This window comes from Zhengella sedimenti (genome assembly GCF_046506625.1).
Classification (GTDB): domain Bacteria; phylum Pseudomonadota; class Alphaproteobacteria; order Rhizobiales; family Rhizobiaceae; genus Zhengella; species Zhengella sedimenti.
Window position 1 is genome coordinate 18,905 of the sequence record NZ_JBKFFP010000012.1, and the last position, 21,212, is coordinate 40,116.

Here is a 21,212-nt window from a genome sequence, read left to right on the forward strand (position 1 = left end):
TTCAGCCCTTCGCGTTCAGTTCGTTGAACTGTTCAACCAGCTTTTCACGCGACGTGCGCGGCCCAGGAGCCTTGCCGGTCGCCTCCTTGATCGCGTCACGCAATTGCGCGTCGGAGAATTGGTCGCCGCTGTCCGTGCCGACGCCAGACGGCGCAACAGCAGCATCTGCCGGAACGATCCGGCGTCCCTTTGGTGCCTTCGGGTCATCAATGACCTTGAAGCCTTCGCCAATCTTCATTGCACTGTCCTTTCGGTTTGTGAGACGGGCGACCAGCGCCGCCCGTCATGCCAAGCCGAACGATCAGCCGAGCAGGGTTGCCACGAAATCGGGCTTCCAGACCTTCACGCCGTAGAACGTGGTCACGTCGATCATGGCCTTGCCATAGCCCTTGTAAACCGCGATCTCGTAGACGAGGCCCGAAACCGGGTCCTGCACGGTCATCCGGTCAACCGCCGCGTCACCGCCAAACGGCTGGTCAGGCGGGCGAACAACCAGTTCGACAGCCTGCCGGTGGAACGCGACGTTCGCCGTGTAGCTGTTGCCGATGGTCATTTCCGTGGTGTCGGCCAGCGTGGCGCGCAGACCGGGACCGCCAATGATGGCGTTGCCGGATGCAGCCGTGAAGCCGGTGTTGACCACATACTTGTTGACCGTATCGCCCGCGAACGTCACCACGTCGCCCGAAAGCAGGGTGCCGCCGTCGCCGCCGTCCAGCGCGATGGTGGTTTCGCCGATCGGCTCACCGCCAGCCGCGTCAAGGCCCGTTGCCGTCCCCTTGGTGTGGGACTGCACCTGCGCGCTCTCCTTGAGCATGATGCCCTGGAGATCGAGCAGCGTGCCACGGCGCAGAAGCTCCGTGCCGCCGGCCTCGTTGGCCTTCTGGAGATTGGCGAGGTTGCGCAGCTTCGTGCCGGCGGCGGTATTCAGAACCAGCGTGGTCTGACCGTCGATCGGCATCCCGTTGTCAACGAGGATTTGCCGGATTTCGGCAACGGCGTCGAAGTCGGAGCCAAACGGCGTGGTGCCGGCGGTGCCGAACGCGCGGGACGAACCCTTGTAGATCGTGGTCAGGGTCTCGGCCTCGATGGCGTTCGTGATGCCGCGCATGGCCTGCGCGATCTGGTCGCCATAGACGGTCTCGAAGCCCGCACCGTTGCGAACGTGGCGGATGTCCTCGCCGGTCCACGGAATCTGGACGTTCGCCACCTTGTTGATGGTCATCGTCTTGTTGTCCACGGTCTGGTCATCGCCTTCCGGGATGGTCATGGCCGGGGAATAGGACGTGTTGACCGTGGCGGCGCGCGTGAACGCGGCCCGGACGGTATCGTTAAAGGCGGCACGCTCGGAGCCGGCATTGATCGTCACGGACGGGATTGCGCCCACGAGTTCGCGGCCAACGATATCCGCAGCCTTGTAGATATCGGCTGCGAGGTCAGTAAGGACATTCGCCATTGTGATTTCCTTTCGTAATGGCGCTAGCCGTCAACGACCTTGCCGCCTTCACGCGCGAAGTTCGCGCGCTCACTGTGCGACATGCCGTCAAACTGGCTTCGGGTTACAGTTCGTGCTTCCGTGCGTCCCGCACCATTACCGCCGGGCTGCGTCCCGCTCCCGGCCTTTACCTTGCTCTTGAAGAGCGAGGGGTATTCTTCGGCGGCTTTCGCCGCCAGATCGGCCAACGTGGCGTCTGCCCCGCTCGTCCCAAGCATGGGCGACCCGTCCGCGTCGAGAACCCGGATGACGCGCTTGCCGTCCACCGTCTCGATCTTCGCGTTGGCCTGATAAATCTTTGGAAGGAGTTTCATGCCCTCTTCCGTCGCGCCCACGTCCGCAAACGCGCTCAAAAGTCCCGCCTGCACCCGTGCCTCGTGTTCGCTCTTGGCGATGGCGTCGAGTTCACCGCGCAGCCGTTCCAGCTCTGTCTTGTGCTGATCTTGCAGCTTGGCGCGCAGCTTGTCCCATTCGCCCGCCTGTTTGGCCTTGTTTTCCTCGGCCTGCTCGCGCATGGCCTTGAGTTCCGCCACCTCTTCCGGCGACATGCCCAGGTCATCCCAAGCCTTAAGCGCCTTGCGGCGTTCGATGGCCTCGGCCTCGGCCTTCTTCGCCTTGTTCTGCCAGCGCTCCAGTTCTGCGGGATCAACGGTCACGGCTTCGCCGCCCGTCTGTTCAACGGTTGCTTCTTCACTCATTGCTTAGCGTCTCGCTAGTTGGTGGGCATCACGCCCGGTTGCGGCAAGGCTGCGTCCTGCATGTCCTCGCCATCCATGATGGAGTTCAACGCATCCTGTGCGATGGCGTCCATTTCCATTTCCGGCGTCACGTCATCGGACAGGAACCCGCGCCGGATCATTTCCTTTATCGCCGTCTCAAGCGAAATCATCCCCGCGCCGTGGGCCGTGATGATGGACTGAATGTCCGTAGCGGCCCGTGCCGAAATACCAAAGTCCTTGTTGACGATCAGCGACCCGCCGTCATTGCCGATGCCGCCAAGATCAGCCATGAACGAAAGCGCATTCTCAAGGCAGTCCTTGAGCGCGTCGGCCCACATCGCCAGCCGGCTGTTCTCCTTGATATCGTCCCGGACCTCGCCCGTCGCGGACTGGCCCGGCTGCGAGACGAGCAGTTGAAGACCCATCATCTGCATCTGGAATTCGAGGTCCTTCAGGTCGTCGCGACCCGATGCAATGGCCGCGCCGGAATGCTCAACGTAGGTCAGTTTTGCGCCCGGATCGGAATTGCGCGTCATCACGCCGGAGCCGACTACAATTTCGTCGGTGTCCTGGAAGCCGGAGCCGAACAGGATCGGCACGCGGGCCACGTGCAGGATATTGCGCTGGTCGCTCGATGACTGCCAGTGCGCCACGTTGAGGTCAGCCAAGTCCTGCAACGGAGGCTCTGCCTTCATGAACCCTTCGCGCCGCAGGTAGAGCGTGGCGAGCGGGATATACTCGACCTCGCGCCGCCCGGTCTCGAACAGCGTCCATTCCTTCTGTCCGTTGCGGTCCTCGGCCTTGCGCCAGATTTCATAACCGAACGGATACAGAACCCGGATTTGCCGGATGCGCTCGACGTGGTATCCGTCCTGTTCCTCGACGCACTCGTAGAAGCGCAGCGAGGTCAGCTTTACACCGTCCGCTGTCGTTTCGTTCGTCCAGCCGATAACGTCTTCGGCCCGCAGATGCACGAAATACGGACGCCCGCCCGAAGCCCTGTTTTCGCCCGGTTCGTTAGGCGTGTCCACGAGGATATGCGCGATGCCGACCTGCAAGGCGTCCAGAAACAGGCCGTTGGCGAACACGTTGATGTGCTGGCCGGTCAGGTCGATGTTTTCCGCCCATGCCCTGATTTGCGCCGGCACATCGTCACCGAATGCAATTTCCTTGGCGAACACGCGGCCAGCCATGTCCTGCACCGTCTTGCCAAAGCCATTGAAAAGCACGGTTCGATTGAGCCGCGCCTTGTATCCGTCCTCGCTCTCGCCTTCCTCTTTCGGCAAATACTTCTTGCCCTTTTCACGCATTTCGTGCGTGCCGTCATAGAGCGAGCGTGGCAAATCCCAATGCTCCGCCATGTCCGCAACGTCGGGATGCGGCGTGTCGATTTTTGGCTTGTCGATCAAAACCGCAATTCCTGTGATTTCGTCGTGCGCCGCTTCACCATTGGCTCGGCTGCATAACGGATGGCGTCGATATAGTGGTTATCGGCGTCCACGATGTCGGGAAGCACATCGCCGGTCAGCCGGTCCACCTTATGGCTGTAGAGCCTCAATTCGCGCTGCACGTTGGTGCATCGGGGATGCACGATGATCTGACGGAACGAGCGCAGGAAAGCGATGCCGTCCTCTACGCTCCCGGTCCACTTCTTGACTGCCATGGACCTTTGCAATCCGTGGCGCTTGATATGGCTAATGCTTTCCGGCCTCGCGCTGTCCCATCGCGTCACGTAGTCGGCAAAGCGCGGAATACGGTCGATAATGAAGCGCGCCGTATCGTCCAGTTCCAGCCCGACGCGCCCGGCCTCGTGCTCCACGTAGAAGCAATCGTCCTTGATCCAGCACCGCACTGCCGCTGTCGGGTCTTGCGCAAAGCCGAAGTCGCCGCCCTGGTATGGTCCCTGCCAGTCGTCGCCTGGCGTGAAATCCGCCACGGACCATTTGCCGCCGAACACCTGCCTGTCCGAGTTGCTGAGATATGCCCCCTCCCACACATGGGCGTATGTGTTTGGGTCTAGGCGTTCCTGCTCGCGCCTGCGCAGCGTTTCGAGGCCAGCCGGGAAGAAAACGTTATCCTGCCAGTTGATTTCTTGGATGATCGCATTCGGCGGCGGTGCCTTGCGAAGCCGCTTGTCCACCGGCGACCCGTCCGTGCGCGGGTTCCAGATCGCCCACAGTTCGGACTTCGGCTGGCGGAACACGGTCGCCTCAAGCGACAGCCAGCTTTCCTCCGGCACGTCCTCGGCTTCTTCAACAATCGTCAGGTCTATCTTGGCGAGCGACTTGATGGACTGCGTGTTGCGCCGAAGCCCACGAAACAGAAATTCGGTTCCGTTGCGTCCGCGCAGATAGTCCCGCCCAACATCGTAGTGATCCTGCAGCCACGGAACCGACACAATGGCCGCTTTCAGTTCGGCGTGGAAGCTCTCGGCAATCGAAACCTGGAACTCACGGGCGCACAGGATGCGCAGCGGATCCGCGTAACCCCAGACAGCAGCGATGAGCGCCGCCGAATAGGACTTGGCCGACCCACGCCCCCCGTATAGCGCCCTGTATTGGACCGAACCGCGCGCCGGAGCGAACACCGGGACCAGCTTGGGCGGCAGCTTAATCTGCCCGGTCTGCATCCGTTGCCGCGACGATCTCAATACGGCTTGGCCCGAAGGCCGACCCGTCAGGATTGCCGACCGTCATCGCCTGCGATGGCTTGCCATAGCCTCGGTCAAGGATGGCAACAGCAGCAGAAACCCGCGCCGCCTCGCTTTCGCCTTTGGTAGCGATCTTCACGAGAGCATCAAGCGCCGCCTCGCTGTGCATCTTTGCCAGTTCGGACAGATTGGCGATCTGTTCCTTTGTCGCCGCGCTACGGCTGCCCTTTGGACGGCCTGCACCTGGGCGCTTGCCTCCACTCGGCATGGTTTGATTTCCTTTGATTTTTATCAAGTGACAAAAGAGAAAGACGCCACCGGCTTTGTGCTGGTAGCGGCATTCCGCGCCTTATGCGCAAATCACCCAAAGTAAGAAGATGGTTTTTAATGTGGCATTTTCGCTACAATGTCAACACCTGAAAAAGCGGGCAAGCGCATTGCAGGCCACACGGAGCGCGCCGAGCATGTGCGGCATTTCCTCATCCCGGATGATGCAGTAGTCAATCGCTGCCCACAGGTTGACCGTGCGGTTTTCGTTCTGCGCGTCCTGGATGGCTTTGCGGCACTCGCTATAGCGTGCAATCGTGCGCTTGCACCAATCGGCGTAGTCGTCGGAAATTTCCGGGAATGTGTTGCCGACAGTGTGCCGGTCCAGTTCGGCGTTCGGCGCAGCGATAGCGCGGAGGTTGGCATCGCGGAGAGACTTGAACTGCATGGCGGCTTCGTATTGGTCCTGCGACAGCCCGTCAGCGCGCCCGAGGATGGCGAGATAGCCAATATAGGTTCCTGCTCGCTGGTCCTTGGCTTGAGCCTTGGACAGGCCGCGATGGCGAACCCTTGCTTCGATGGCGACGGCATCCGGCGCGCCGTGGTCGGTTCCTGACCTCGAAATGCGCCCGTCCGGTTCACGCGCTGCTGTCGTCATCCTTGGCCTGCCTTTCTTCGCCCGGATACGGGCTGCCCGCGTCATGGCTTTCATGGTGTCACCGATAGACTGTTTGCAGTAGCGGGGAATAGGCCGCGCCTTCGCCCCACTGGTGGTTCTTCGCGCCGCGCTTGAAATCATCCAGCGAAACGCCTTCCGCGATGATTTCGCGCCCTTGCAGCGACGTGCGAGCGCGATTGATTGACCTGCCGATAGGCGTTCCTTCAAGGATGCGTTCGGCGCGGCGATTGTCGTCACGGAACCGCTGCTTGATTTCGTCCGTGGTCGAGCGCGGCGCGTTGAGTGCGCGCTGGTAGGTTTCGCGCTCGTGCCGGTCAGATGCGGCGCGGGCTTCGGCCTTGCGCTGCTCGAAAACGGGCCGCATGGCAGCCTCGTAGAGGTGGCGCAATTCAGCGGTGGACGGGAAGAACTTTGACCCGTGTCCGCCCTTGAGTGCCGCCTGGGTGGCCTGCGAAAGCCCGTAGCGCGTGACGCCATGGAGTGCTGCGAGATAGGCGCTTGTGCGCAGTTCGCCGTCAGACCCGGCGCGATACGGCAAGGAGGTCGACAACAGGGCCAGAGCCTGCAAAATCTGCTCTTCCGTTGCCGGTGTCGTCGTGTCTTTCGGTGCTGCGATCTGGTTCATGGGCTTGGCTCAATCTGCGTTGAATGGCGGCTTGGAAGCTGTCTTGTGGCGGTGGCTGGCCTTGACGTGGCAGCGGGGCCGCCCGTGGTCGGTTTTGTTCGCGATCAAGCCATGAGACGATAAACCGCTTGATGCCGCGCGCTGTCTTGCGCTTGCTCTGGTTGGCGTTGAGCCAAGCGCGCATCGCTAGAAGCTGCTGGCGCACATCTACGGCAGGGAATGACTCCGACCATTCCAAAACATCGCTTTCGAGAACGACAAAATCATCCCCGGAAACAAGCGGCAATCGGCACGCGACCGGAGCGGATTTTTCCGGCTCCGGGCAAGAGGCGTTAGCCTCTATACCCTTTATGGTATCTGGTATCTGACTATGCTTCGGCATTTGCTTGGCATTTGCCATGCGTGTTTTGTTATTTTTCAATGCCTTAGTGTTTCCGCCAAGTTTTCCGATGGCGCTCCGTTTCTCGCTTATCGAAACCGCTTTTTGGTGCTCCCGAACAAGCCGCTTCTGCGTGATTTCGCCGCCATCGATGTCAAAGAATTCCATCACGTCATCGGCGATCATGTGCCACCTGCGCGACGAAACGCGGGCAATCCTGGCCAGCTTTGAGGGATCGTTTGGCAGGCGACCACCATGACGCCACATGGTCATGAGCAAGAGCAAATAAGCCCCGTGCTGTTCGGTCGTCAGGTGCATCGTGTCGCCTAGATAATCGGCGACATAAAGCTGCATGAATGGCGTATTTGTCATTCAGCGCCCCGCCTCAAAGAAACTTGCCCCAGAAACAAGCCAATCACGGCCCGGCACGCCTATGTGGTCAGCGCAGTCTACATACTCTTCATAGTTTTGAGCGCATAACCGATTGACGATAAAGTTGTCTAGGCACTGCTTCATCAACCCGACAGCATCAGAAGGGTAAATGTCGAACCATTCACCGTAGACGCGCTGCCCGCTGCATACGTTGTGGAATTCTTTTTCTACAGATGCGGCGTGAGATCGTTTCCAAAAACAATACGTCGCCACTAAAACAACGAGGCTGCTTTCTTCTTTTTGTATCTGTCTCCTGCGAATTCGCGGATGCTTCGATATCCCAACTTTGCAAGGCGGGACGAGTTCACCGTGGCAGTTTAATTTTGCCATGATATAGACAAAGTGGTCTTCATCATCCCTTGATTTCCATTCCATAAAGCTCACAGCCTCACCCCCTTCAACGGAATGCCCCATTCCTGGCACTGGTCGCGCACGTCCTCGACAGACCGGCAAACGGCAGCCGGGACGGCCCGTTCCGCGCACCAATCGAGGAAGTTGGTTTGATGATCGGAAAGCCTGCCCTTGGCCGTCTTGAGTTCGATGAAGGCGATAGAGCCGCCTTCACGGATGATGGAAATGTCAGGAATGCCACGGGTAAGGCCCGGCTGCCCGCGAGCGCCGTCATTGGCATTGGTGAAGGCGCGGCATGTGGACGGCAGGGCAACCCGCAGGTAGTCAATGACGGCCTTGTGAAGCGCGCGCTCTGTCATTCAGCCGCTTCCCTTTCCTTCTGCCGGGCCAGTGCCGTTGCATAGCCCCTGCGCAGCCACAGGAAGCCCGTCAGCTTGGATTCGTGCTGCTCGATGGACATGGAGCCGTGACGCTTGTGCTTCGGCGCGTCGGGGCCGAAATCGTGAAGCCACACTTCCTGCTCGCGGATCATCAGGTCACAGAAGGCGACCAGATCGGAAAGCGGTGGCGCGGGGGCCCCGTCGGAAAAAGGCGGAAGGCTCATGCCGCCACCTTTCCTGTCGGGCGCGTCAGGCGCAGACCGTGATGCTTGCACCAGCTAGAACCGGGCTTTTCCGTCTCATGGCCGCAGAAAAGATGCGGATCGCCCTTGGCTGCGTTGTTCACCGGCCATTTGCACATGCCGGGCTTGAGTTCCGTCATCGAGACGTTCAGCGCCGTCGCGTCGTATTCGTGCTTTTCGGCCTGCGCTTCGAGCCGTTCCGCGATGCGCGGTGAAGGCGCGCCGCTCTTGCCACGTGACAAGGCCTTGTTCCAGCCCTTGCCGCGAGGCGGGCAAAGATCGGGACGGCTCAAGGCCCTGTTGTGCGTGGCCTTCGCGCCGCGATTCAGGCGCTGCGCAATGACCGAGACGACGACGCCCTGCCGCCACATCTCCGACAGGATGCGCTCATCCTCCGCCGTCCACATGTTCTTTGTTTGCCGTGGGCGCTGCCCGTTTGGCTTGTTGGCAAGAGGGATACGCATCCTGTTGCACTTGCCAATCACAGCATTGCGTGACCGGCCCGAAAGCTGCGCGGCAATCTGTGCTGCCGAAAGCCCTTCGCGCAAGCCAGCCTCAATCGTGTCGATCTCGTCTTGCGTCCACGGGTTCATTGCGCGGCCTCGAATGTCGGGGCTGCCTCGTGCAGGCGCACGTGCGTAGCATCAATCGTGCCAGTTCCATGGACGGCGCTCCAATAGAGATCAAAAAGCGCCTCTTGCTCATCGCGCTCTGCCGCGTCCTTCTTGCGCGCGGAAACGACAGCCTTGAGCGCCTTCACGTCATAGCCGTTGGCCTTCGCCTCGGCGTAGAGGTCGCGCTTGTCCGTGTTGAGCGCGTCAATCTCTTCCTGGACGCGCTCGATGCGTTCCACGATGGACCGCAATTGGTTGTCAGTCATTCCGGTGACTCCTCTTTCTCGCCAGACACAAGATCAGCAATCCGCACAATCGCCGTATCAGGCGCATGTCTGGCCCTTTCGTTTTCATATGCACGTTCCGCCCGGACACATGCGGCCTCGTAAGCCTGCGCAAGCGCGACGAACGCGCTGGCAGGCATGTCCTTGATTTCCCGGTAACGCAGGCGAAATATCCAGCTTGCCGGGACGCCATACTTGCGCTCTGCGCGATGCGCGGCGGCCTCAATGGTGTCCCCCGGCCCGCGATGTTCACGGCGCAAGATGAACTCCGCCATGCCCTTCGCCTGATTGATGACTGCGACACTCATCTTGTTCGCTCCGACAAAAACTCTGTCACCCATGTCCGTTTCTCCGTGGTGTGTTGGGACCACGGTTGAAGGAGCCGTTACGGATGACTTTTGTGAAACTCGGGACTGTGCTTCGGATCGTGGTCAGACGGGCCGAAGGGAAATCGCGGCTGGTCAAAGCCGCAAACGACAACCGCGCGTGGAGCGCGCCGGAGGGAATGGCGGGCGGTGTCACGGATCATGAAGGAAACGTTCGGAGTTCCACCGCCGATCCCCACCGCTCGCCTACCGTGGGCGAAAGGACCGGCCCGAAAGATCGCAGCGTGTGCGCCGGGACGGGCGCCGCACTGCCCCACGGGTCTGGAAATGATGGCCGGTGACGCCGGAAGGATGGTAGCGTCACCGGCCCGGCCCGCCGCCCGGAGAAGGAGGAAAAACAAGCGCGGGCCATGGGAATAAAAGGACGGAGCGCGAAGCCCCGCCAAGGTAGGCAGCGCGTGGCACTCGTAGGGGTGCGCTGCCGGGGAGGAAGTCATTGCACAACGCCCATTGCAAGCAGGGCGGCGCGAGCCGAAACGGCGATGAAGATGACGCAAGCGCCGATGGTGAAAGCTGCGGCTGCACCTGCCAGCCAGTCCGTCAGGATGGCGCGGCGGTTTGCCTCAGCCAGCCCGTCAACCGGATCGGCCCATGCATCGCGGATTTCACCGGATGCGGCATCGTCATGGATCAGGCGGCGGCGGTTCATTCTGCGGCCTCCAATACGGGCGCAATCCGCTCCGGCGTGGTCCGCAGTTCGCGGGCCAAGTCAATTCGCCACTTCGCAGGCACGTTGCCGCGCTGCGCCCATTTGCGGATTGCCCATTCACCAGCGCCAAGTTCGCGCGCCTTCTCGGTGATCTTCTGCCAAGGGAGAGGTTTCTTGCTCATGGCTGTAAAGATTGGACGATTTGTCCAATTTGTCAACAGCCGTTTTTGTCCAATGCGGAATTTTTGTCCAATTCATAGAATTGAGGGATGAGCGAGAGTGAGGAATTCATTTTCAACAATAGCCTTTGCGAGCGGACGAAACGCTTTCGCGAAGAGACCGGCATGACCGCCGCGCAGATGGCTGACCTCCTGCACGTCCCGGCTGACCGATACCGCAAGTATGAGCGCCGGTCGCCGTTGCCAGCCTATCTCATGGAGCGGTTCTGCACTGCCGTTGGCTGCGACCTGGAACACCTTGTGATCGGCAAGCAGCGCAAGCGGATGAAACCTGTTATTGTCGCCCGGCCTCAATTTACAGCAAGAGATGGAACTGATGGATAAAACGAAGGGAATTTTCATTGCGGGGATGCTGGCCATATATGGTTGCGGCGCTTCGCCTAACGTCAATGCGGAAAGGTCCACGTTCTCGCGCGACCTGACCCGCCCAACGCCGCCGCCGGTCGAAGGCGTCGAGATCGTCGATGATGGCCCGCGCGTGTCAGCTGTGAACAAGCGTGTTACCGGCACGTCTTGCACTGTGCAGGCATGGGACCCCGCCCCGACCGAGGAAAACGCCATCAACCTGATGAAGGCGCAAGCAGCGGAAATGGGCTTCAATCGCGTTCACTCGGTTAGCGTGAAGCGCGACCCGCGCGCCTTCCTGATGAATTGCTGGCGCGCCATCACCGCAACCGGAATAGGCTTCCGCGCCGCCGAATAAAGACCGGCCATCCGCCATTGATTCTGCCCGGCCATTGTGCCGGGCTTTTTCATGCGCGCTTGACGGGCTGAAAATGAATTGGACGAATTGTCCGATTTTGTGCTTGACGTATTGGACAATATGTCCCATTGTCTCCTTAACAACACGGGAGACACCAATGCCCACCGACCGCGAAAAACTCATTGAGGCCGTGGACTGGTCACGCCGTCGCCTCTCGACCATCGAGGCGAACATCAAGCCCCTGTCCGTCAACGGATACCGGGATCAGGCGGAAAGCTGCCAGCTTGCCATCAGGTATGCCGAACAGATCACGGACGCATTCATCCCGACGATCCTTGAGGCCGTTTCGGTCGCCTGTTCGCTTGGCGAAAACGAGATTTCCGAAGCCGCGCTTTCGGAGATCAAGGAGCGCATTGAGGACGAAATCAAATACGCGCTGATGGATGCCCGCGAATGGTCCGAGCGCGTCGATGCGGGAGAGATGGCATGAACGCGATTGCAGAGAAGATGAAAGACAAAGGCGTTGAGCCGCGCGATGTGCGGCTGAATATCGCCATTGCGGAATTTATGAACAACGGCGGGACGGAAGCGCGCGCGATTGCGCTTGTGAAGTCCGCCTACGAACGCGCGCGGCAAGGCCATGCTGGCAGCTCCGATAAGGCCGCTGATGAATTGCCAACGCCGCGCGCACCGAACGACAGTGACAAGGGCCACAGTCCAGGTGCCGACAAGGCCAGACGGAAAACGCCCGCGTCACTGTCACCCAACGACGATGCAGAAGGCCACGCGCCAGACGCCGATAAGGCCACCCGGTTGTTGCCAACTGCATCGTCCACCAATGGAAGCGAAGGCCATACGTCATTTGCCGACAAGGCCACGGTCCACATCCCCACCGCTTCCGGTCGCGCTGCTGTCATGCGCGCGGCCACCAACATCGCCCGTTCCGTTCTCGACAGTTTCAAGCTGCGTGACGGTCGAGCCATCGGAAGCATTGCCTTCTGTGAACTGGAAGGCCTGCGCTTTGAAAACGCGAGGGAAGCCGCCGTCATCCGCCAGATACAGAGGCATTACGCGAACGCCCCCGGCGATGCGCTGGTGCGCGATCTGATCAAAGAGGATGACTTGAACAGGTTTATTCAGAAGGCCGCAGAGGTTGCGGAGTTCTGATGGAGACGCGCGCGGCACGGCCATTTTGTTTGTGCCAACAAGGCCACGGCGATGGTGCCAACCCCGCGCGCACAGAATGACGACAAGGGCCATTTTGGCCGTGCCGATAAGGCCCATGAACGGTTGCCAGCGTCGTCCCCCAATGGAAGCCAAGGCCATGCGGGTATTTCTGAAAGGCCACAAGTCCGATGCCAACCGCTTCCACACCACGGAGAACCAACAATGCCAGTTGATCCCAACACCATTGCAGAAATTCGCCACCTTCACCGGCAGCGCCAATTCGCCATGGTCCAGCGCAAGCGGGCGCACCTGTCCCTCGGCGCCTTCATTCGCACCAACCTTGGATGGACAAAGGACGGAGACGCGAAGGCTAACGCCGAAATCCGCAAGCTGACCTCTGACATGATCGATGGCAAGGCAGATCGCCAGGACTTCGCGGAAATCATCGAAGCCGCGCTTATGGCCGTTGATCCTTTCGTGAAGATCGAAGCCGATTGCCAGAAGGCAATGACGAAGCTGGCAAAGAAACTGCCGGTTTGGAACGCATGGGGATATGCGATCAACGGCTTTGGCCCTGTCGGTCTTGCAATGATTGTTGGCGAAGCTGGCGATCTGTCAGCCTACCCGAAAAAAGGCCACCTGTGGAAGCGCATGGGTTTGGCCGTGATCGACGGGACGGCACAGGGACGCCCCGGCAAGGGCGCAAGTGCATCCGACTGGATAGCGCGCGGATATAACCCGAAGCGCCGCAGCATCATCTACCAGATCGGCGACAGCCTCATCAAGAAGCAGAGCGAGTACCGGGATGCCTACCTAGAGCGCAAGGCGTATGAGCGCGCCCGTGCCGAAATGATCGGTTTGCAGATTGTCCCGGCGGCGAAGATACCGCGCAAGAACGCTGATGAGTTCATGAGTGAAGGCCACGTCCACAATCGCGCGCAACGCTACATGGAAAAGCGCCTGCTGCGTGATCTGCATAAACAATGGGCAATCACATGACCGCGCTGATCAACGCCCGCGGCGAAGTTTCGCCGTTCCGCGTCGCGCTGCTGGTCGCAGTTGCTGTCCTGTTGGTCGGTGCATTGGAGGTGCCGCTGTGATTTCGCGACATGACACCGCGCAGACCAGCTTTGCGACCGATGAACTGGAGGCGCGCGGCATTGCGACGGCTGTTTTGCCGATGAGCCGCGCCGATGCGCTCGACTATCTCGAAAGGCGCATGGCGCTTGGGCTTGGCCCGCACGCCCGCGCCACGGCACGGCGGCTTTATCTCAACCTGACCGATCTGGAGAAGTGAATCATGAACGAAGTCGCACACATCGAGCGCGGCACTGCGCCTGCGGCACAGACGGAAACGAACGCCATCATTTCCGTGATCGAACGCGCCGCCGTCAATCCTGCGGTGGACATGGACAAGATGGAGCGCCTGCTCGAGATGCAAGAGCGCATCATGCAGCGCGAGGCATTGGCAGCGTTCAATCGCGCTTTCGCCGCCGCCAAGTCCGAGTTGCCCGCCATATCGAAGAACCAGAAGGGCCACAACAACCGATACGCTGATTTTGCGCACGTCGCCCGCGCCGTCGATCCTGTATTGAGCCGTCATGGCCTGTCCTATCGGTTCAAGACGCGCCAGGACGATCAGATCCATGTGACGTGCGTCCTGTCGCACATTGACGGCCACAGCGAGGAAAACACGCTGTCTAGCAAGCCTGACACGGCAGGATCGAAAAACGCCACGCAGGCCATCGGATCGGCGCAGACGTATCTCATGCGCTATTCGCTTCTGTCTGCACTAGGCGTCCAACCGACCGACGACGATGACGGGCGCGCCGCGAATATGGGCGATACGATCACCAAAGAGGACGTTGAGGTCCTGCGGGCGATGATCGAGGAGGCCAAAGCCGACACTGCGCAGTTCTGCGAATATCTCCAGATCGAAAGTATCCCGGCGATGCCCGCTTCCATGTTCCGCCGCGCGGTCGCGTCCTTGCAGGCGAAAAAGCGCAAGATGGCGCAGGAGGGCAAGGCCAATGACTGACCTTGCAGCAATCGAACAGCGCAGCGATGAATGGATGCAGGCCCGGCTTGGCAAGGTGACGGCATCCCGCATTGCCGACGCTACCGCCAGGACGAAAACGGGTTGGGGTGCGATGCGCGCCAACTACATGGCAGAACTGTTGGCTGAAAGGCTGACCGGCGAGCCGCGCGACACGTTCACCAATGCCGCGATGCAATGGGGAACGGACATGGAGCCACAGGCCCGCGCCGCCTATTGCTTCATGAACGGCGTTCAGGTGCAGGAGGTCGGCTTTGTGCTGCACCCGTCAATCGGCGGGAGCGGTGCCAGCCCGGACGGACTGGTCGGATCGGATGGCCTTGTCGAGTTCAAGTGCCCGAACACTGCAACCCACATTGACACGCTTCTAGGCGCGTCCATCGACGGGAAATACATCAAGCAGATGCAATGGCAGATGGCCTGCACGGGCCGCGCATGGTGCGATTTCGTGTCCTTCGACCCGCGCCTGCCGGAACGGATGCAGATGCATTGCCGCAGGGTTGAGCGCGACGACGCGATGGTTGCCGAGCTGGAGCGGGACGTTGCCGAGTTCCTAGACGAACTGCGCCGAAAGGAAGCCGATCTTTTGGCCCGCTATGGCGACGAGGAACTGCCGGAGGCCGTGCGTCTTCTGGCAGCCGGGTGAGCGCGATGACCGACGCCCCGATCATCGTTGAATGCCTGGACGATGGCGCGGCGCTTGTGCCGGTCTATCCGGGCGGGCGCAATGGCGAGATATGGCGCCAGGCATTCGCGCCTGGCGGGCGCTATCGGATCCAGCTTGTCGAGGAACGGTCCCGTTCGTCTCACAACCACTATTTCGCCGCGATTGGCGAGGCCTGGAAGAACCTGCCTGACCACATGCTTGATGAGTTCCCGTCCGACGAGCACTTGCGCAAGAAGGCGCTGATCCGCGCGGGGTATGCGGATGGGCGAACTTTCGTTTGCTCCAGCAAGGCCGAGGCCGCCCGCTTTGCCGCCTTCCTTCGCCCGGCGGACGAATACGCCATCGTTTCCGTTCGCGAGGCCACGGTGACGGTGTGGACGGCGAAAAGCCAGTCCATGCGCGCTATGGGCAAGGCAGAATTTCAGAAATCCAAGGACGCAGTCCTCGACGTGATTTCGCGCCTGATCGGCGTGAGCGTTGATGACCTGCGCCAGAACACCGAGAGAGCCGCATGAGCGATGTTGAGGAAAAGGAACTAGGGCCATGTCCGAAGTGCGGGCACGAGTCATCCCAAAGCCCCTGCTACGCGTTCGATGACAGGACCATGCTTGTCCAGATCGTTTGTCTCATATGCGGGCACGAGACAGCCGAGACGCGGTTTGCAAAATCCGCCGTGGAAGAATGGAAAGGCAGGCCGGCATGAACCGCCTCATCCGCCGCGCCCTGCTTGGCTGGCAGGCATGGAAAACGCGCAAGGTGCTTGACCGCGCTGTGCCAGAATTGCGGGACGCCCGCGAGACGATTGCAGCCGCCCGCGCGAAGCATGGGAAAGGCGCACGGCAGGCCATGAGCCGCGCCCGGAGCGCCATGACAGAGCGGCTGCGGGCCGAAGTGGAGGCAAGGCAATGAGCAAGCCCAAATGGACGCCGGAACCGTGGGTGAATGATGATGGCCTGGTTACGGGGCAAGAAAGCCGCGAGCGGTTTACCGGGCAAACGTCACTGGACATTTTCGACGCGAGCCAGTGGCCGGAAGAACTGGCCGACGAGGCAGAGGCAACCGCGCACCTGATCGCCGCCGCGCCTGATCTCTATGAGGCGTTGGAAACGGCCCTGAATTTCATTGCCAATACAGAAAACGAACTTGGCGTTACGCTAGATAGCGGAGATTTGGCGCGGATGGCCCTCGCCAAGGCGCGGGGGGAGACATGACCCGTTCCGAGTTTCCCGCCAAGGTCCGCAAGTCTGTATTCGCCCGCGCCAACGGCAAATGCGAAAAGTGCGCGGCTGCGCTCAAGACTGGCGAGGGCGAGATTGACCACATTTTGCCGTGTGCGCTTGGAGGCGAGCCGACGATTGCGAACGCCCGCCTGCTTTGCCGCGTGTGCCATGTCGAAAAGACCGGCGACGATGTGCGCAGAGTGCGAAAGGCTGACCGGCAGAAGGCGAAACAGACCGGCGCAAGCAGGCCGAAGGGCAAGCTGAAATCGCGCGGATTCGAGCCGACAGAAAAGCCCCGCAAGATCGACAAGTCGGCATTGCCGCCACGCCGCCTGTTTGAACAGAAGGAAGCCCGATGAACCAGCATTTTACACCACTGAGCCCGGAGGCGGTTGCAAAGCTCATCGGCGTTCCCGTGTCCTATATCACGGCATCGCACAATCCGACCAAGGTCAGGGCAGCCAAACTCGAATACGTGCGGCAATTGCTTTTCCACAGCCCGAACATGCCGCGCCAGAAAGTCGCGCGCGCCATTTCCGTCTATGTCGATACGGCTGGACAGATGATCCACGGCATTGCCAACACTATGGCAAAAACGGCGATTGATAACGCCTGTTTTGCTGGCCTTGATGATGACGTGCGCGAGATCGCCCGCGCTGTGTCAAAGGAGCACGGCATTGCCATCGGAATCATCCGCGCATACCGGCGCGTGTCTGCGCCCATCGTTGCCGCTCGCTACGATCTTCTGACCCGCGTTCGCGCCGTCAAGCCGTCGCTCACATCGCCCGAACTGGCCGACATTTGCTGCCAGGATGCATCGCATATCCGCCACCTCATCCGCGAAGGGAAAATCTAATGGCCGGAAGCCTGAACAAAGTCACCTTGATTGGTCGTCTCGGAGCCGATCCCGAAGTGCGCCGCCTCAATTCCGGTGACGCCGTTGTCAACCTGCGCCTCGCCACGTCCGAAACGTGGAAGGACAAGAACACTGGCGAGAAGCGCGAGCGCACCGAATGGCACAGCGTCGTGATCTTCAACGAGCAGCTTGCCAAGGTCGCGGAAGCCTATCTCCGCAAGGGCGCGCTTGTCTATCTCGAAGGCCAGTTGCAGACGCGCAAATGGCAGGACCAGCAGGGACAGGACCGCTACAGCACCGAAATCGTGCTGCAACGCTATCGCGGCGAATTGACGATGCTGGACAGCCCCGGAGAGCGTCAGGAACATCGCCAGGAGCGCAGCAGCTACGACGAGCCGCGCCGTGCGCCCGCCGATCTTGACGATGAGATCCCGTTTTGATGGAGCGCGCCATGAACATCAACGAAATCCTCGACCAGATCGAGCGCGGGCTGGAAGGCGTGACGCCGGGACCGTGGAAGCCGCACCGAAACAATGCGTTTTGGGAGTTGGTCCCGAATAACGCTGGCACGAACGGCATTCCATACAGCATTGCCGATTTTTGCGCGTCTGACCCGTCCGATACCAGAGGGCTTCAAGAAGCAAACGCCGCCCACATCGCCCGCTGCGATCCTGGCACCATGCGCGCCATCATCGACGCCTACCGGCAGATGGAGGCCCGCGCCGAGGCCGCAGAAGCGGAATGCAAACGCCTTGAAAGCAGCCGCGACGGTTACGCCAGAAAGAGCGATGCGCACGAAAAGATCGCGGGCGAATGGCAGTCCCGCGCCGAGGCCGCAGAGGCCAAGGTGGCGAGGATGCGTGAGGCGCTGGAACCGTTCGCAACATTCGGGAAAGAGAACACGGACGAGGGCGGATGGGCTGGTTTGATGCGCGACCGTGATCGCATCTTTGTCTGGTTTGGCCCGTCCGACTTCCGCACCGCACTCAAGGCAATGGAGAACACCGATGACTGACAAGGAAGCCGTGGAGGCTGTGGCGCGGGCGATTGCCGAGCGTTGGGGCGAACACTGGGAATGCTGCTGCGATGCAGAGCGAGGCATGGACTGCGACTGTGGTGATGCCATGAGTGACGAGCGCGACAGCTACGAGGATCGGCTTTGCAGGAACGATTGCCGGGTTGCTGCCCGTGCAGCCCTCGCCGCCGCCCGCCCGTTCCACTTCGAGGAAGCGGCGCGGGACGCGATTGAACGCGCCGAGATTTACGAACAGTCAACCACCGCCAACACACCGGGATACAAAGACGCAGAAATCGCACTTCGCGCCTTTGCAGCCTACCTCCGTGCGGAGAAGGAGAACTGACATGCCGAAATATGCAGTTTACGCAATAGCAACAGCCTCTTGGCTGCTTGCCGAGGTGGATGCCGATAGCGAAGAATACGCCATCCAGTTGGCGCTTGAAACCGGCGATCTACACAAGTGCCTGTGCCACCAGTGCGCGAGTGAAATTGAACTTGGTGATGCGTATGAAGAACAGGTTGAATTGCTCAACCCCCTGCCACCCCGCCAGAACAGGAGCGGTGAGCGATGATCAGAGACAACATAGGCACAATTGCAATTATCATCGTCGGCGTGCTTGGCTATGCGCTTCTTTTCGGGTCGTTCGCTTCAATGATGAACAAGGTGAGGGAAGCCAATGAACAGTGTGAAATTCAGGCGCACCTGGGGCAACACGTCCGCATCAAGTCCAGCCCTGAAACGTCAGGGTTTGTGTTCGATACCGTAGGAGAGCCGGGTTTTTGTGCCGCGAAGGTCCGGTTTCCGGATGGCAATTGGCGATATTATAACGCGATCGAACTTGAGCCAGTGAAGCGATGATCTACACGCCAGAACGCCTTGCGGAGCGTTGGGAATGTTCGCCCCGCACCATCCGCCAGATGATAGGGGCCTGACATGCAGAGAGCAGAGCGACTGGATGACAAATACAGGCCACCGGCGACCGTGCCTGACGGTCCCACTCCAACGTTCATCTATTTCTTCGTGAATGCGAGCGAAACGGCGGTAAAGATCGGTCATGCAGCCAATATCATCAACCGTTTTCGAAATATCCAGAACGGCAACCCGGAAAAACTGGACCGCTTATATCACCTATATGGCGACCCGGCCATTGAGGGGATTTTGCATGAACAGTTTCGAGAGCACCGCTTGCAAGGCGAATGGTTCCGATACCATGGCGGGATTTCCGACGATATCGACGTGTTCATCGATGGCATTTTCCTGCTCATGAAGATCGTCGGCCACCAGCCCGGCGACGTTATCAAGGCAGACGAGGCACGGTTCATTCTTGAGACAATCCCGCACGCATGGGACACGCCGGAGGCAATCAAGATCAGCCACAAGTATCTTGGCTTCGACATTTCGGACGCGATCCGCGAAGGCGGGAGGCCGCTACTATGAGCTCACGCCCTCGCCGTTTCTTGAAATGCGAAATCATGGACGCAGCCGAGGCCGCGGCAGAACACGGCCTGACCGTGCGGATGATGCCGACTGGAGAAATCGAGTTTACGTCAGGCCGGAAACCCGCCACGATAGCCAATTCAGCAGATGAGGCTTTGGCGGGATGGATGGCGAATGAAAGTAAGGCTCGTGGGCGTTCACACCGTTAGAAAACGCCTCTCCGATGGCCGAATTGCTGAATACCACTACGCATGGCGCGGAGGCCCGCGACTGCACGAAAAGCCGGGGACAAAAGCCTTTGCCATCGAATACGCCCGCCTAACACGGCACATGGAGGATAAGGCCCGCCCGGACACACTAGGCGCATTGGTAACCGCCTATCTCCAAAGCCCTGAATTTCGCAAGCTGGCAACATCAACCCGCCGCGATTACGAACGCGCCGTTGATCTGATCCGCGCCAGTTTCGAGACGTTCCCTGTTTCGGCCATAGAAGCCCGTGGAGCGCGAACGCTGTTCAGGGATTGGCGAGATAGCATGGCAGACACGCCGCGCGCTGCTGATCTCTATATGGCAGTCCTGGCCCGCATCTTTTCATGGTCGCTTGACCGCGAGGAAATAGGCAGGAACCCGCTTGAGCGCATCGGCAAGCTGTCCAAGGGAACACGCCGTGATAGTGTTTGGACAGTAGAACAGATAAACGCCGTCCTGACACGGGCAAGGCCGGAAATAGCCAACGTTGCCCGCGTTGCGCTCCTGACGATGCAGCGACAAGGCGATGTGCTGTCAATGCCCGCGATGGCATGGGATGGCGAACGGGCGCTAATCAGGCAAGGGAAAACAGGCGCACGGCTCCGCGTTTGGATTGCGGACGAATTGAAGCCGATCTTCGAGGAAGCCCGCGCAACAGGAAGGCAGCGCGTCCTTGTCAATTCCCGTGGCGAGAACTGGACTTCATCAGGCTTCCGCGCATCTTGGCGCAAGGAAATGCAAAAGGTGGGAGTGTCAGGCGTCACGTTTCACGACTTGCGCGGATCGGGGATAACCTACGCTTACGCCCTTGGCATCCCGATAGATCGGATTGCCGAGATTTCAGGGCACTCGGAAAGCCAGTGCGAGACGATAATTCGCCGTCACTATCTGGCAGGCGCAGATGTTGTGGACGCTATCAGGCGGGGAACGAAAGGCGCATGAAGAAAGTTGAATGGGAATACGGCAGTGCCGAAACGGACGGGACGATTGTCCGTTTCAATGTTAGCACGAAAGCATACGGTGAAAAGTGGGCCGTGGTTGACGCCGATGTGTGGGGCCAAATATGCCACCTTAAATGGCGCGCGACACGGCGTAAGAACAAATTCTACGTTAGATACAGAGACGTTCTTTTGCATCGCTTCATCATGCAACCGCCGCCCGATCTCGTGGTGGACCATATTGACGACGATGGGTTAAACAACACGCGTCGCAACATGCAGATTTGCACGAAAGAACAAAATATCAGTTGGGGCGCAGACCGAAAACGCGGCTGCACTATGGCCGAGTTCCAGTTTTCTAAATGGATTTCATCCAACCCGCAATGGAACGTAACGCGCTCAAAACTGTAGAAGATGGCTTTTCTGTAAACCGGCAGGCAATCGGCACCCGCTAAGTCATTGAAATTGGTGGGTGATGTAGGGATCGAACCTACGACCCGCTGATTAAGAGT

The 21,212-nt window shown here is 59.9% G+C and carries 38 protein-coding genes and 1 pseudogene; 21 read left to right on the top strand and 18 right to left on the bottom strand.

The window, feature by feature from the left end; all coding sequences use genetic code 11:
• Position 1: 1 nt before the first annotated feature.
• From ACLB6G_RS20385 to ACLB6G_RS20470, 18 genes and pseudogenes are all read right to left on the bottom strand, one after another.
• Entirely contained in the window at positions 2-238 is a 237-nt protein-coding gene (locus ACLB6G_RS20385) for a hypothetical protein (protein WP_410357979.1), read from the bottom strand.
• Between the two features lie 63 nt (positions 239-301).
• Positions 302-1,453 carry a P22 phage major capsid protein family protein gene (locus ACLB6G_RS20390; RefSeq protein WP_410357980.1) on the bottom strand — a complete coding sequence of 384 codons (1,152 nt, stop codon included), beginning with the start codon at positions 1,451-1,453 and terminating at the stop codon, positions 302-304.
• A gap of 23 nt (positions 1,454-1,476) precedes the next feature.
• Positions 1,477-2,148, bottom strand: a complete 672-nt coding sequence (locus ACLB6G_RS20395; RefSeq protein ID WP_410357981.1) for a hypothetical protein — start codon at positions 2,146-2,148, stop codon at positions 1,477-1,479.
• 56 nt (positions 2,149-2,204) lie between these two features.
• Positions 2,205-3,620: a DUF4055 domain-containing protein gene (locus ACLB6G_RS20400; RefSeq protein WP_410357982.1), complete on the bottom strand. Its 1,416-nt coding sequence runs from the start codon at positions 3,618-3,620 to the stop codon at positions 2,205-2,207.
• A complete protein-coding gene (locus ACLB6G_RS20405; protein WP_410357983.1) occupies positions 3,617-4,840 on the bottom strand; it encodes a PBSX family phage terminase large subunit in 1,224 nt (407 codons plus the stop codon). The genes ACLB6G_RS20400 and ACLB6G_RS20405 overlap by 4 nt, the downstream gene beginning before the upstream one ends.
• Positions 4,821-5,129, bottom strand: a complete 309-nt coding sequence (locus tag ACLB6G_RS20410; RefSeq protein WP_410357984.1) for a hypothetical protein — start codon at positions 5,127-5,129, stop codon at positions 4,821-4,823. The genes ACLB6G_RS20405 and ACLB6G_RS20410 overlap by 20 nt, the downstream gene beginning before the upstream one ends.
• Positions 5,130-5,270: 141 nt before the next feature.
• Entirely contained in the window at positions 5,271-5,840 is a 570-nt protein-coding gene (locus ACLB6G_RS20415) for a hypothetical protein (protein ID WP_410357985.1), read from the bottom strand.
• 4 nt (positions 5,841-5,844) lie between these two features.
• Positions 5,845-6,357, bottom strand: a complete 513-nt coding sequence (locus tag ACLB6G_RS20420) for a hypothetical protein (RefSeq protein ID WP_410357986.1) — start codon at positions 6,355-6,357, stop codon at positions 5,845-5,847.
• Positions 6,323-7,183, bottom strand: a complete 861-nt coding sequence (locus ACLB6G_RS20425) for a YdaU family protein (RefSeq protein WP_410357987.1) — start codon at positions 7,181-7,183, stop codon at positions 6,323-6,325. The genes ACLB6G_RS20420 and ACLB6G_RS20425 overlap by 35 nt, the downstream gene beginning before the upstream one ends.
• Positions 7,184-7,657 (bottom strand): GIY-YIG nuclease family protein, encoded by a 474-nt coding sequence (locus ACLB6G_RS20430; RefSeq protein WP_410357988.1) that lies wholly within the window; start codon positions 7,655-7,657, stop codon positions 7,184-7,186.
• Complete coding sequence (locus ACLB6G_RS20435) at positions 7,624-7,953, bottom strand: VRR-NUC domain-containing protein (protein WP_410357989.1); 330 nt, start codon at positions 7,951-7,953, stop codon at positions 7,624-7,626. Before ACLB6G_RS20435 ends, ACLB6G_RS20430 begins: the two co-directional genes overlap by 34 nt.
• Positions 7,950-8,198, bottom strand: coding sequence for a hypothetical protein (locus ACLB6G_RS20440; RefSeq protein WP_410357990.1), 249 nt, complete (start codon positions 8,196-8,198; stop codon positions 7,950-7,952). The genes ACLB6G_RS20435 and ACLB6G_RS20440 overlap by 4 nt, the downstream gene beginning before the upstream one ends.
• Positions 8,195-8,623, bottom strand: coding sequence for a GcrA family cell cycle regulator (locus ACLB6G_RS20445; RefSeq protein ID WP_410358016.1), 429 nt, complete (start codon positions 8,621-8,623; stop codon positions 8,195-8,197). The genes ACLB6G_RS20440 and ACLB6G_RS20445 overlap by 4 nt, the downstream gene beginning before the upstream one ends.
• Positions 8,624-8,656: 33 nt before the next feature.
• Positions 8,657-8,809, bottom strand: a pseudogene (locus ACLB6G_RS20450) (GcrA family cell cycle regulator); the annotation flags it as partial.
• Positions 8,806-9,096, bottom strand: a complete 291-nt coding sequence (locus tag ACLB6G_RS20455) for a DUF2312 domain-containing protein (protein ID WP_410357991.1) — start codon at positions 9,094-9,096, stop codon at positions 8,806-8,808. The pseudogene ACLB6G_RS20450 and the gene ACLB6G_RS20455, both read right to left, overlap by 4 nt.
• Positions 9,093-9,455, bottom strand: a complete 363-nt coding sequence (locus ACLB6G_RS20460) for a hypothetical protein (protein WP_410357992.1) — start codon at positions 9,453-9,455, stop codon at positions 9,093-9,095. Before ACLB6G_RS20460 ends, ACLB6G_RS20455 begins: the two co-directional genes overlap by 4 nt.
• Before the next feature lie 478 nt (positions 9,456-9,933).
• Entirely contained in the window at positions 9,934-10,149 is a 216-nt protein-coding gene (locus ACLB6G_RS20465) for a hypothetical protein (RefSeq protein ID WP_410357993.1), read from the bottom strand.
• Entirely contained in the window at positions 10,146-10,331 is a 186-nt protein-coding gene (locus ACLB6G_RS20470; protein WP_410357994.1) for a hypothetical protein, read from the bottom strand. The genes ACLB6G_RS20465 and ACLB6G_RS20470 overlap by 4 nt, the downstream gene beginning before the upstream one ends.
• An 87-nt stretch (positions 10,332-10,418) precedes the next feature.
• Between ACLB6G_RS20470 and ACLB6G_RS20475 the strand changes: the two genes are divergently transcribed.
• The 21 genes from ACLB6G_RS20475 to ACLB6G_RS20575 all read left to right on the top strand — a co-directional run bounded on the left by ACLB6G_RS20475 (position 10,419) and on the right by ACLB6G_RS20575 (position 21,111).
• Positions 10,419-10,712 (top strand): helix-turn-helix domain-containing protein, encoded by a 294-nt coding sequence (locus ACLB6G_RS20475; protein WP_410357995.1) that lies wholly within the window; start codon positions 10,419-10,421, stop codon positions 10,710-10,712.
• A complete protein-coding gene (locus ACLB6G_RS20480) occupies positions 10,696-11,091 on the top strand; it encodes a hypothetical protein (RefSeq protein ID WP_410357996.1) in 396 nt (131 codons plus the stop codon). Before ACLB6G_RS20475 ends, ACLB6G_RS20480 begins: the two co-directional genes overlap by 17 nt.
• Before the next feature lie 157 nt (positions 11,092-11,248).
• Positions 11,249-11,581 (top strand): hypothetical protein, encoded by a 333-nt coding sequence (locus ACLB6G_RS20485; protein ID WP_410357997.1) that lies wholly within the window; start codon positions 11,249-11,251, stop codon positions 11,579-11,581.
• Positions 11,578-12,258 carry a hypothetical protein gene (locus tag ACLB6G_RS20490; RefSeq protein ID WP_410357998.1) on the top strand — a complete coding sequence of 227 codons (681 nt, stop codon included), beginning with the start codon at positions 11,578-11,580 and terminating at the stop codon, positions 12,256-12,258. Before ACLB6G_RS20485 ends, ACLB6G_RS20490 begins: the two co-directional genes overlap by 4 nt.
• Before the next feature lie 222 nt (positions 12,259-12,480).
• Complete coding sequence (tas, locus tag ACLB6G_RS20495; protein ID WP_410357999.1) at positions 12,481-13,257, top strand: TIGR-Tas system RNA-guided endonuclease; 777 nt, start codon at positions 12,481-12,483, stop codon at positions 13,255-13,257.
• A gap of 97 nt (positions 13,258-13,354) precedes the next feature.
• Positions 13,355-13,555: a hypothetical protein gene (locus ACLB6G_RS20500; protein WP_410358000.1), complete on the top strand. Its 201-nt coding sequence runs from the start codon at positions 13,355-13,357 to the stop codon at positions 13,553-13,555.
• Between the two features lie 3 nt (positions 13,556-13,558).
• Entirely contained in the window at positions 13,559-14,296 is a 738-nt protein-coding gene (locus tag ACLB6G_RS20505) for an ERF family protein (protein WP_410358001.1), read from the top strand.
• Positions 14,289-14,960 (top strand): lambda exonuclease family protein, encoded by a 672-nt coding sequence (locus ACLB6G_RS20510; RefSeq protein WP_410358002.1) that lies wholly within the window; start codon positions 14,289-14,291, stop codon positions 14,958-14,960. Before ACLB6G_RS20505 ends, ACLB6G_RS20510 begins: the two co-directional genes overlap by 8 nt.
• 5 nt (positions 14,961-14,965) lie before the next feature.
• The gene (locus ACLB6G_RS20515; RefSeq protein WP_410358003.1) at positions 14,966-15,496 is read left to right on the top strand and encodes a hypothetical protein; all 531 of its coding nucleotides are present in this window, start codon (positions 14,966-14,968) and stop codon (positions 15,494-15,496) included.
• A gap of 184 nt (positions 15,497-15,680) precedes the next feature.
• A complete protein-coding gene (locus ACLB6G_RS20520; protein WP_410358004.1) occupies positions 15,681-15,890 on the top strand; it encodes a hypothetical protein in 210 nt (69 codons plus the stop codon).
• Positions 15,887-16,192 carry a hypothetical protein gene (locus ACLB6G_RS20525; protein ID WP_410358005.1) on the top strand — a complete coding sequence of 102 codons (306 nt, stop codon included), beginning with the start codon at positions 15,887-15,889 and terminating at the stop codon, positions 16,190-16,192. The genes ACLB6G_RS20520 and ACLB6G_RS20525 overlap by 4 nt, the downstream gene beginning before the upstream one ends.
• Positions 16,189-16,560: an HNH endonuclease gene (locus ACLB6G_RS20530; protein WP_410358006.1), complete on the top strand. Its 372-nt coding sequence runs from the start codon at positions 16,189-16,191 to the stop codon at positions 16,558-16,560. Before ACLB6G_RS20525 ends, ACLB6G_RS20530 begins: the two co-directional genes overlap by 4 nt.
• The gene (locus ACLB6G_RS20535; protein WP_410358007.1) at positions 16,557-17,057 is read left to right on the top strand and encodes an SAM domain-containing protein; all 501 of its coding nucleotides are present in this window, start codon (positions 16,557-16,559) and stop codon (positions 17,055-17,057) included. Before ACLB6G_RS20530 ends, ACLB6G_RS20535 begins: the two co-directional genes overlap by 4 nt.
• Entirely contained in the window at positions 17,057-17,497 is a 441-nt protein-coding gene (ssb, locus tag ACLB6G_RS20540; RefSeq protein WP_410358008.1) for a single-stranded DNA-binding protein, read from the top strand. Before ACLB6G_RS20535 ends, ssb begins: the two co-directional genes overlap by 1 nt.
• 11 nt (positions 17,498-17,508) lie before the next feature.
• Positions 17,509-18,072: a hypothetical protein gene (locus ACLB6G_RS20545; protein WP_410358009.1), complete on the top strand. Its 564-nt coding sequence runs from the start codon at positions 17,509-17,511 to the stop codon at positions 18,070-18,072.
• On the top strand, positions 18,065-18,418 hold the full coding sequence (locus ACLB6G_RS20550) for a hypothetical protein (RefSeq protein ID WP_410358010.1): 354 nt from the start codon (positions 18,065-18,067) through the stop codon (positions 18,416-18,418). Before ACLB6G_RS20545 ends, ACLB6G_RS20550 begins: the two co-directional genes overlap by 8 nt.
• 1 nt (position 18,419) lies before the next feature.
• Positions 18,420-18,647, top strand: coding sequence for a hypothetical protein (locus ACLB6G_RS20555; RefSeq protein ID WP_410358011.1), 228 nt, complete (start codon positions 18,420-18,422; stop codon positions 18,645-18,647).
• Positions 18,644-18,934 (top strand): hypothetical protein, encoded by a 291-nt coding sequence (locus tag ACLB6G_RS20560; protein WP_410358012.1) that lies wholly within the window; start codon positions 18,644-18,646, stop codon positions 18,932-18,934. Before ACLB6G_RS20555 ends, ACLB6G_RS20560 begins: the two co-directional genes overlap by 4 nt.
• 75 nt (positions 18,935-19,009) lie before the next feature.
• Complete coding sequence (locus ACLB6G_RS20565; RefSeq protein WP_410358013.1) at positions 19,010-19,513, top strand: GIY-YIG nuclease family protein; 504 nt, start codon at positions 19,010-19,012, stop codon at positions 19,511-19,513.
• A gap of 174 nt (positions 19,514-19,687) precedes the next feature.
• Positions 19,688-20,704, top strand: coding sequence for a tyrosine-type recombinase/integrase (locus tag ACLB6G_RS20570; RefSeq protein WP_410358014.1), 1,017 nt, complete (start codon positions 19,688-19,690; stop codon positions 20,702-20,704).
• A complete protein-coding gene (locus ACLB6G_RS20575) occupies positions 20,701-21,111 on the top strand; it encodes an HNH endonuclease family protein (protein ID WP_410358015.1) in 411 nt (136 codons plus the stop codon). The genes ACLB6G_RS20570 and ACLB6G_RS20575 overlap by 4 nt, the downstream gene beginning before the upstream one ends.
• The last annotated feature ends 101 nt before the right edge of the window (positions 21,112-21,212 follow it).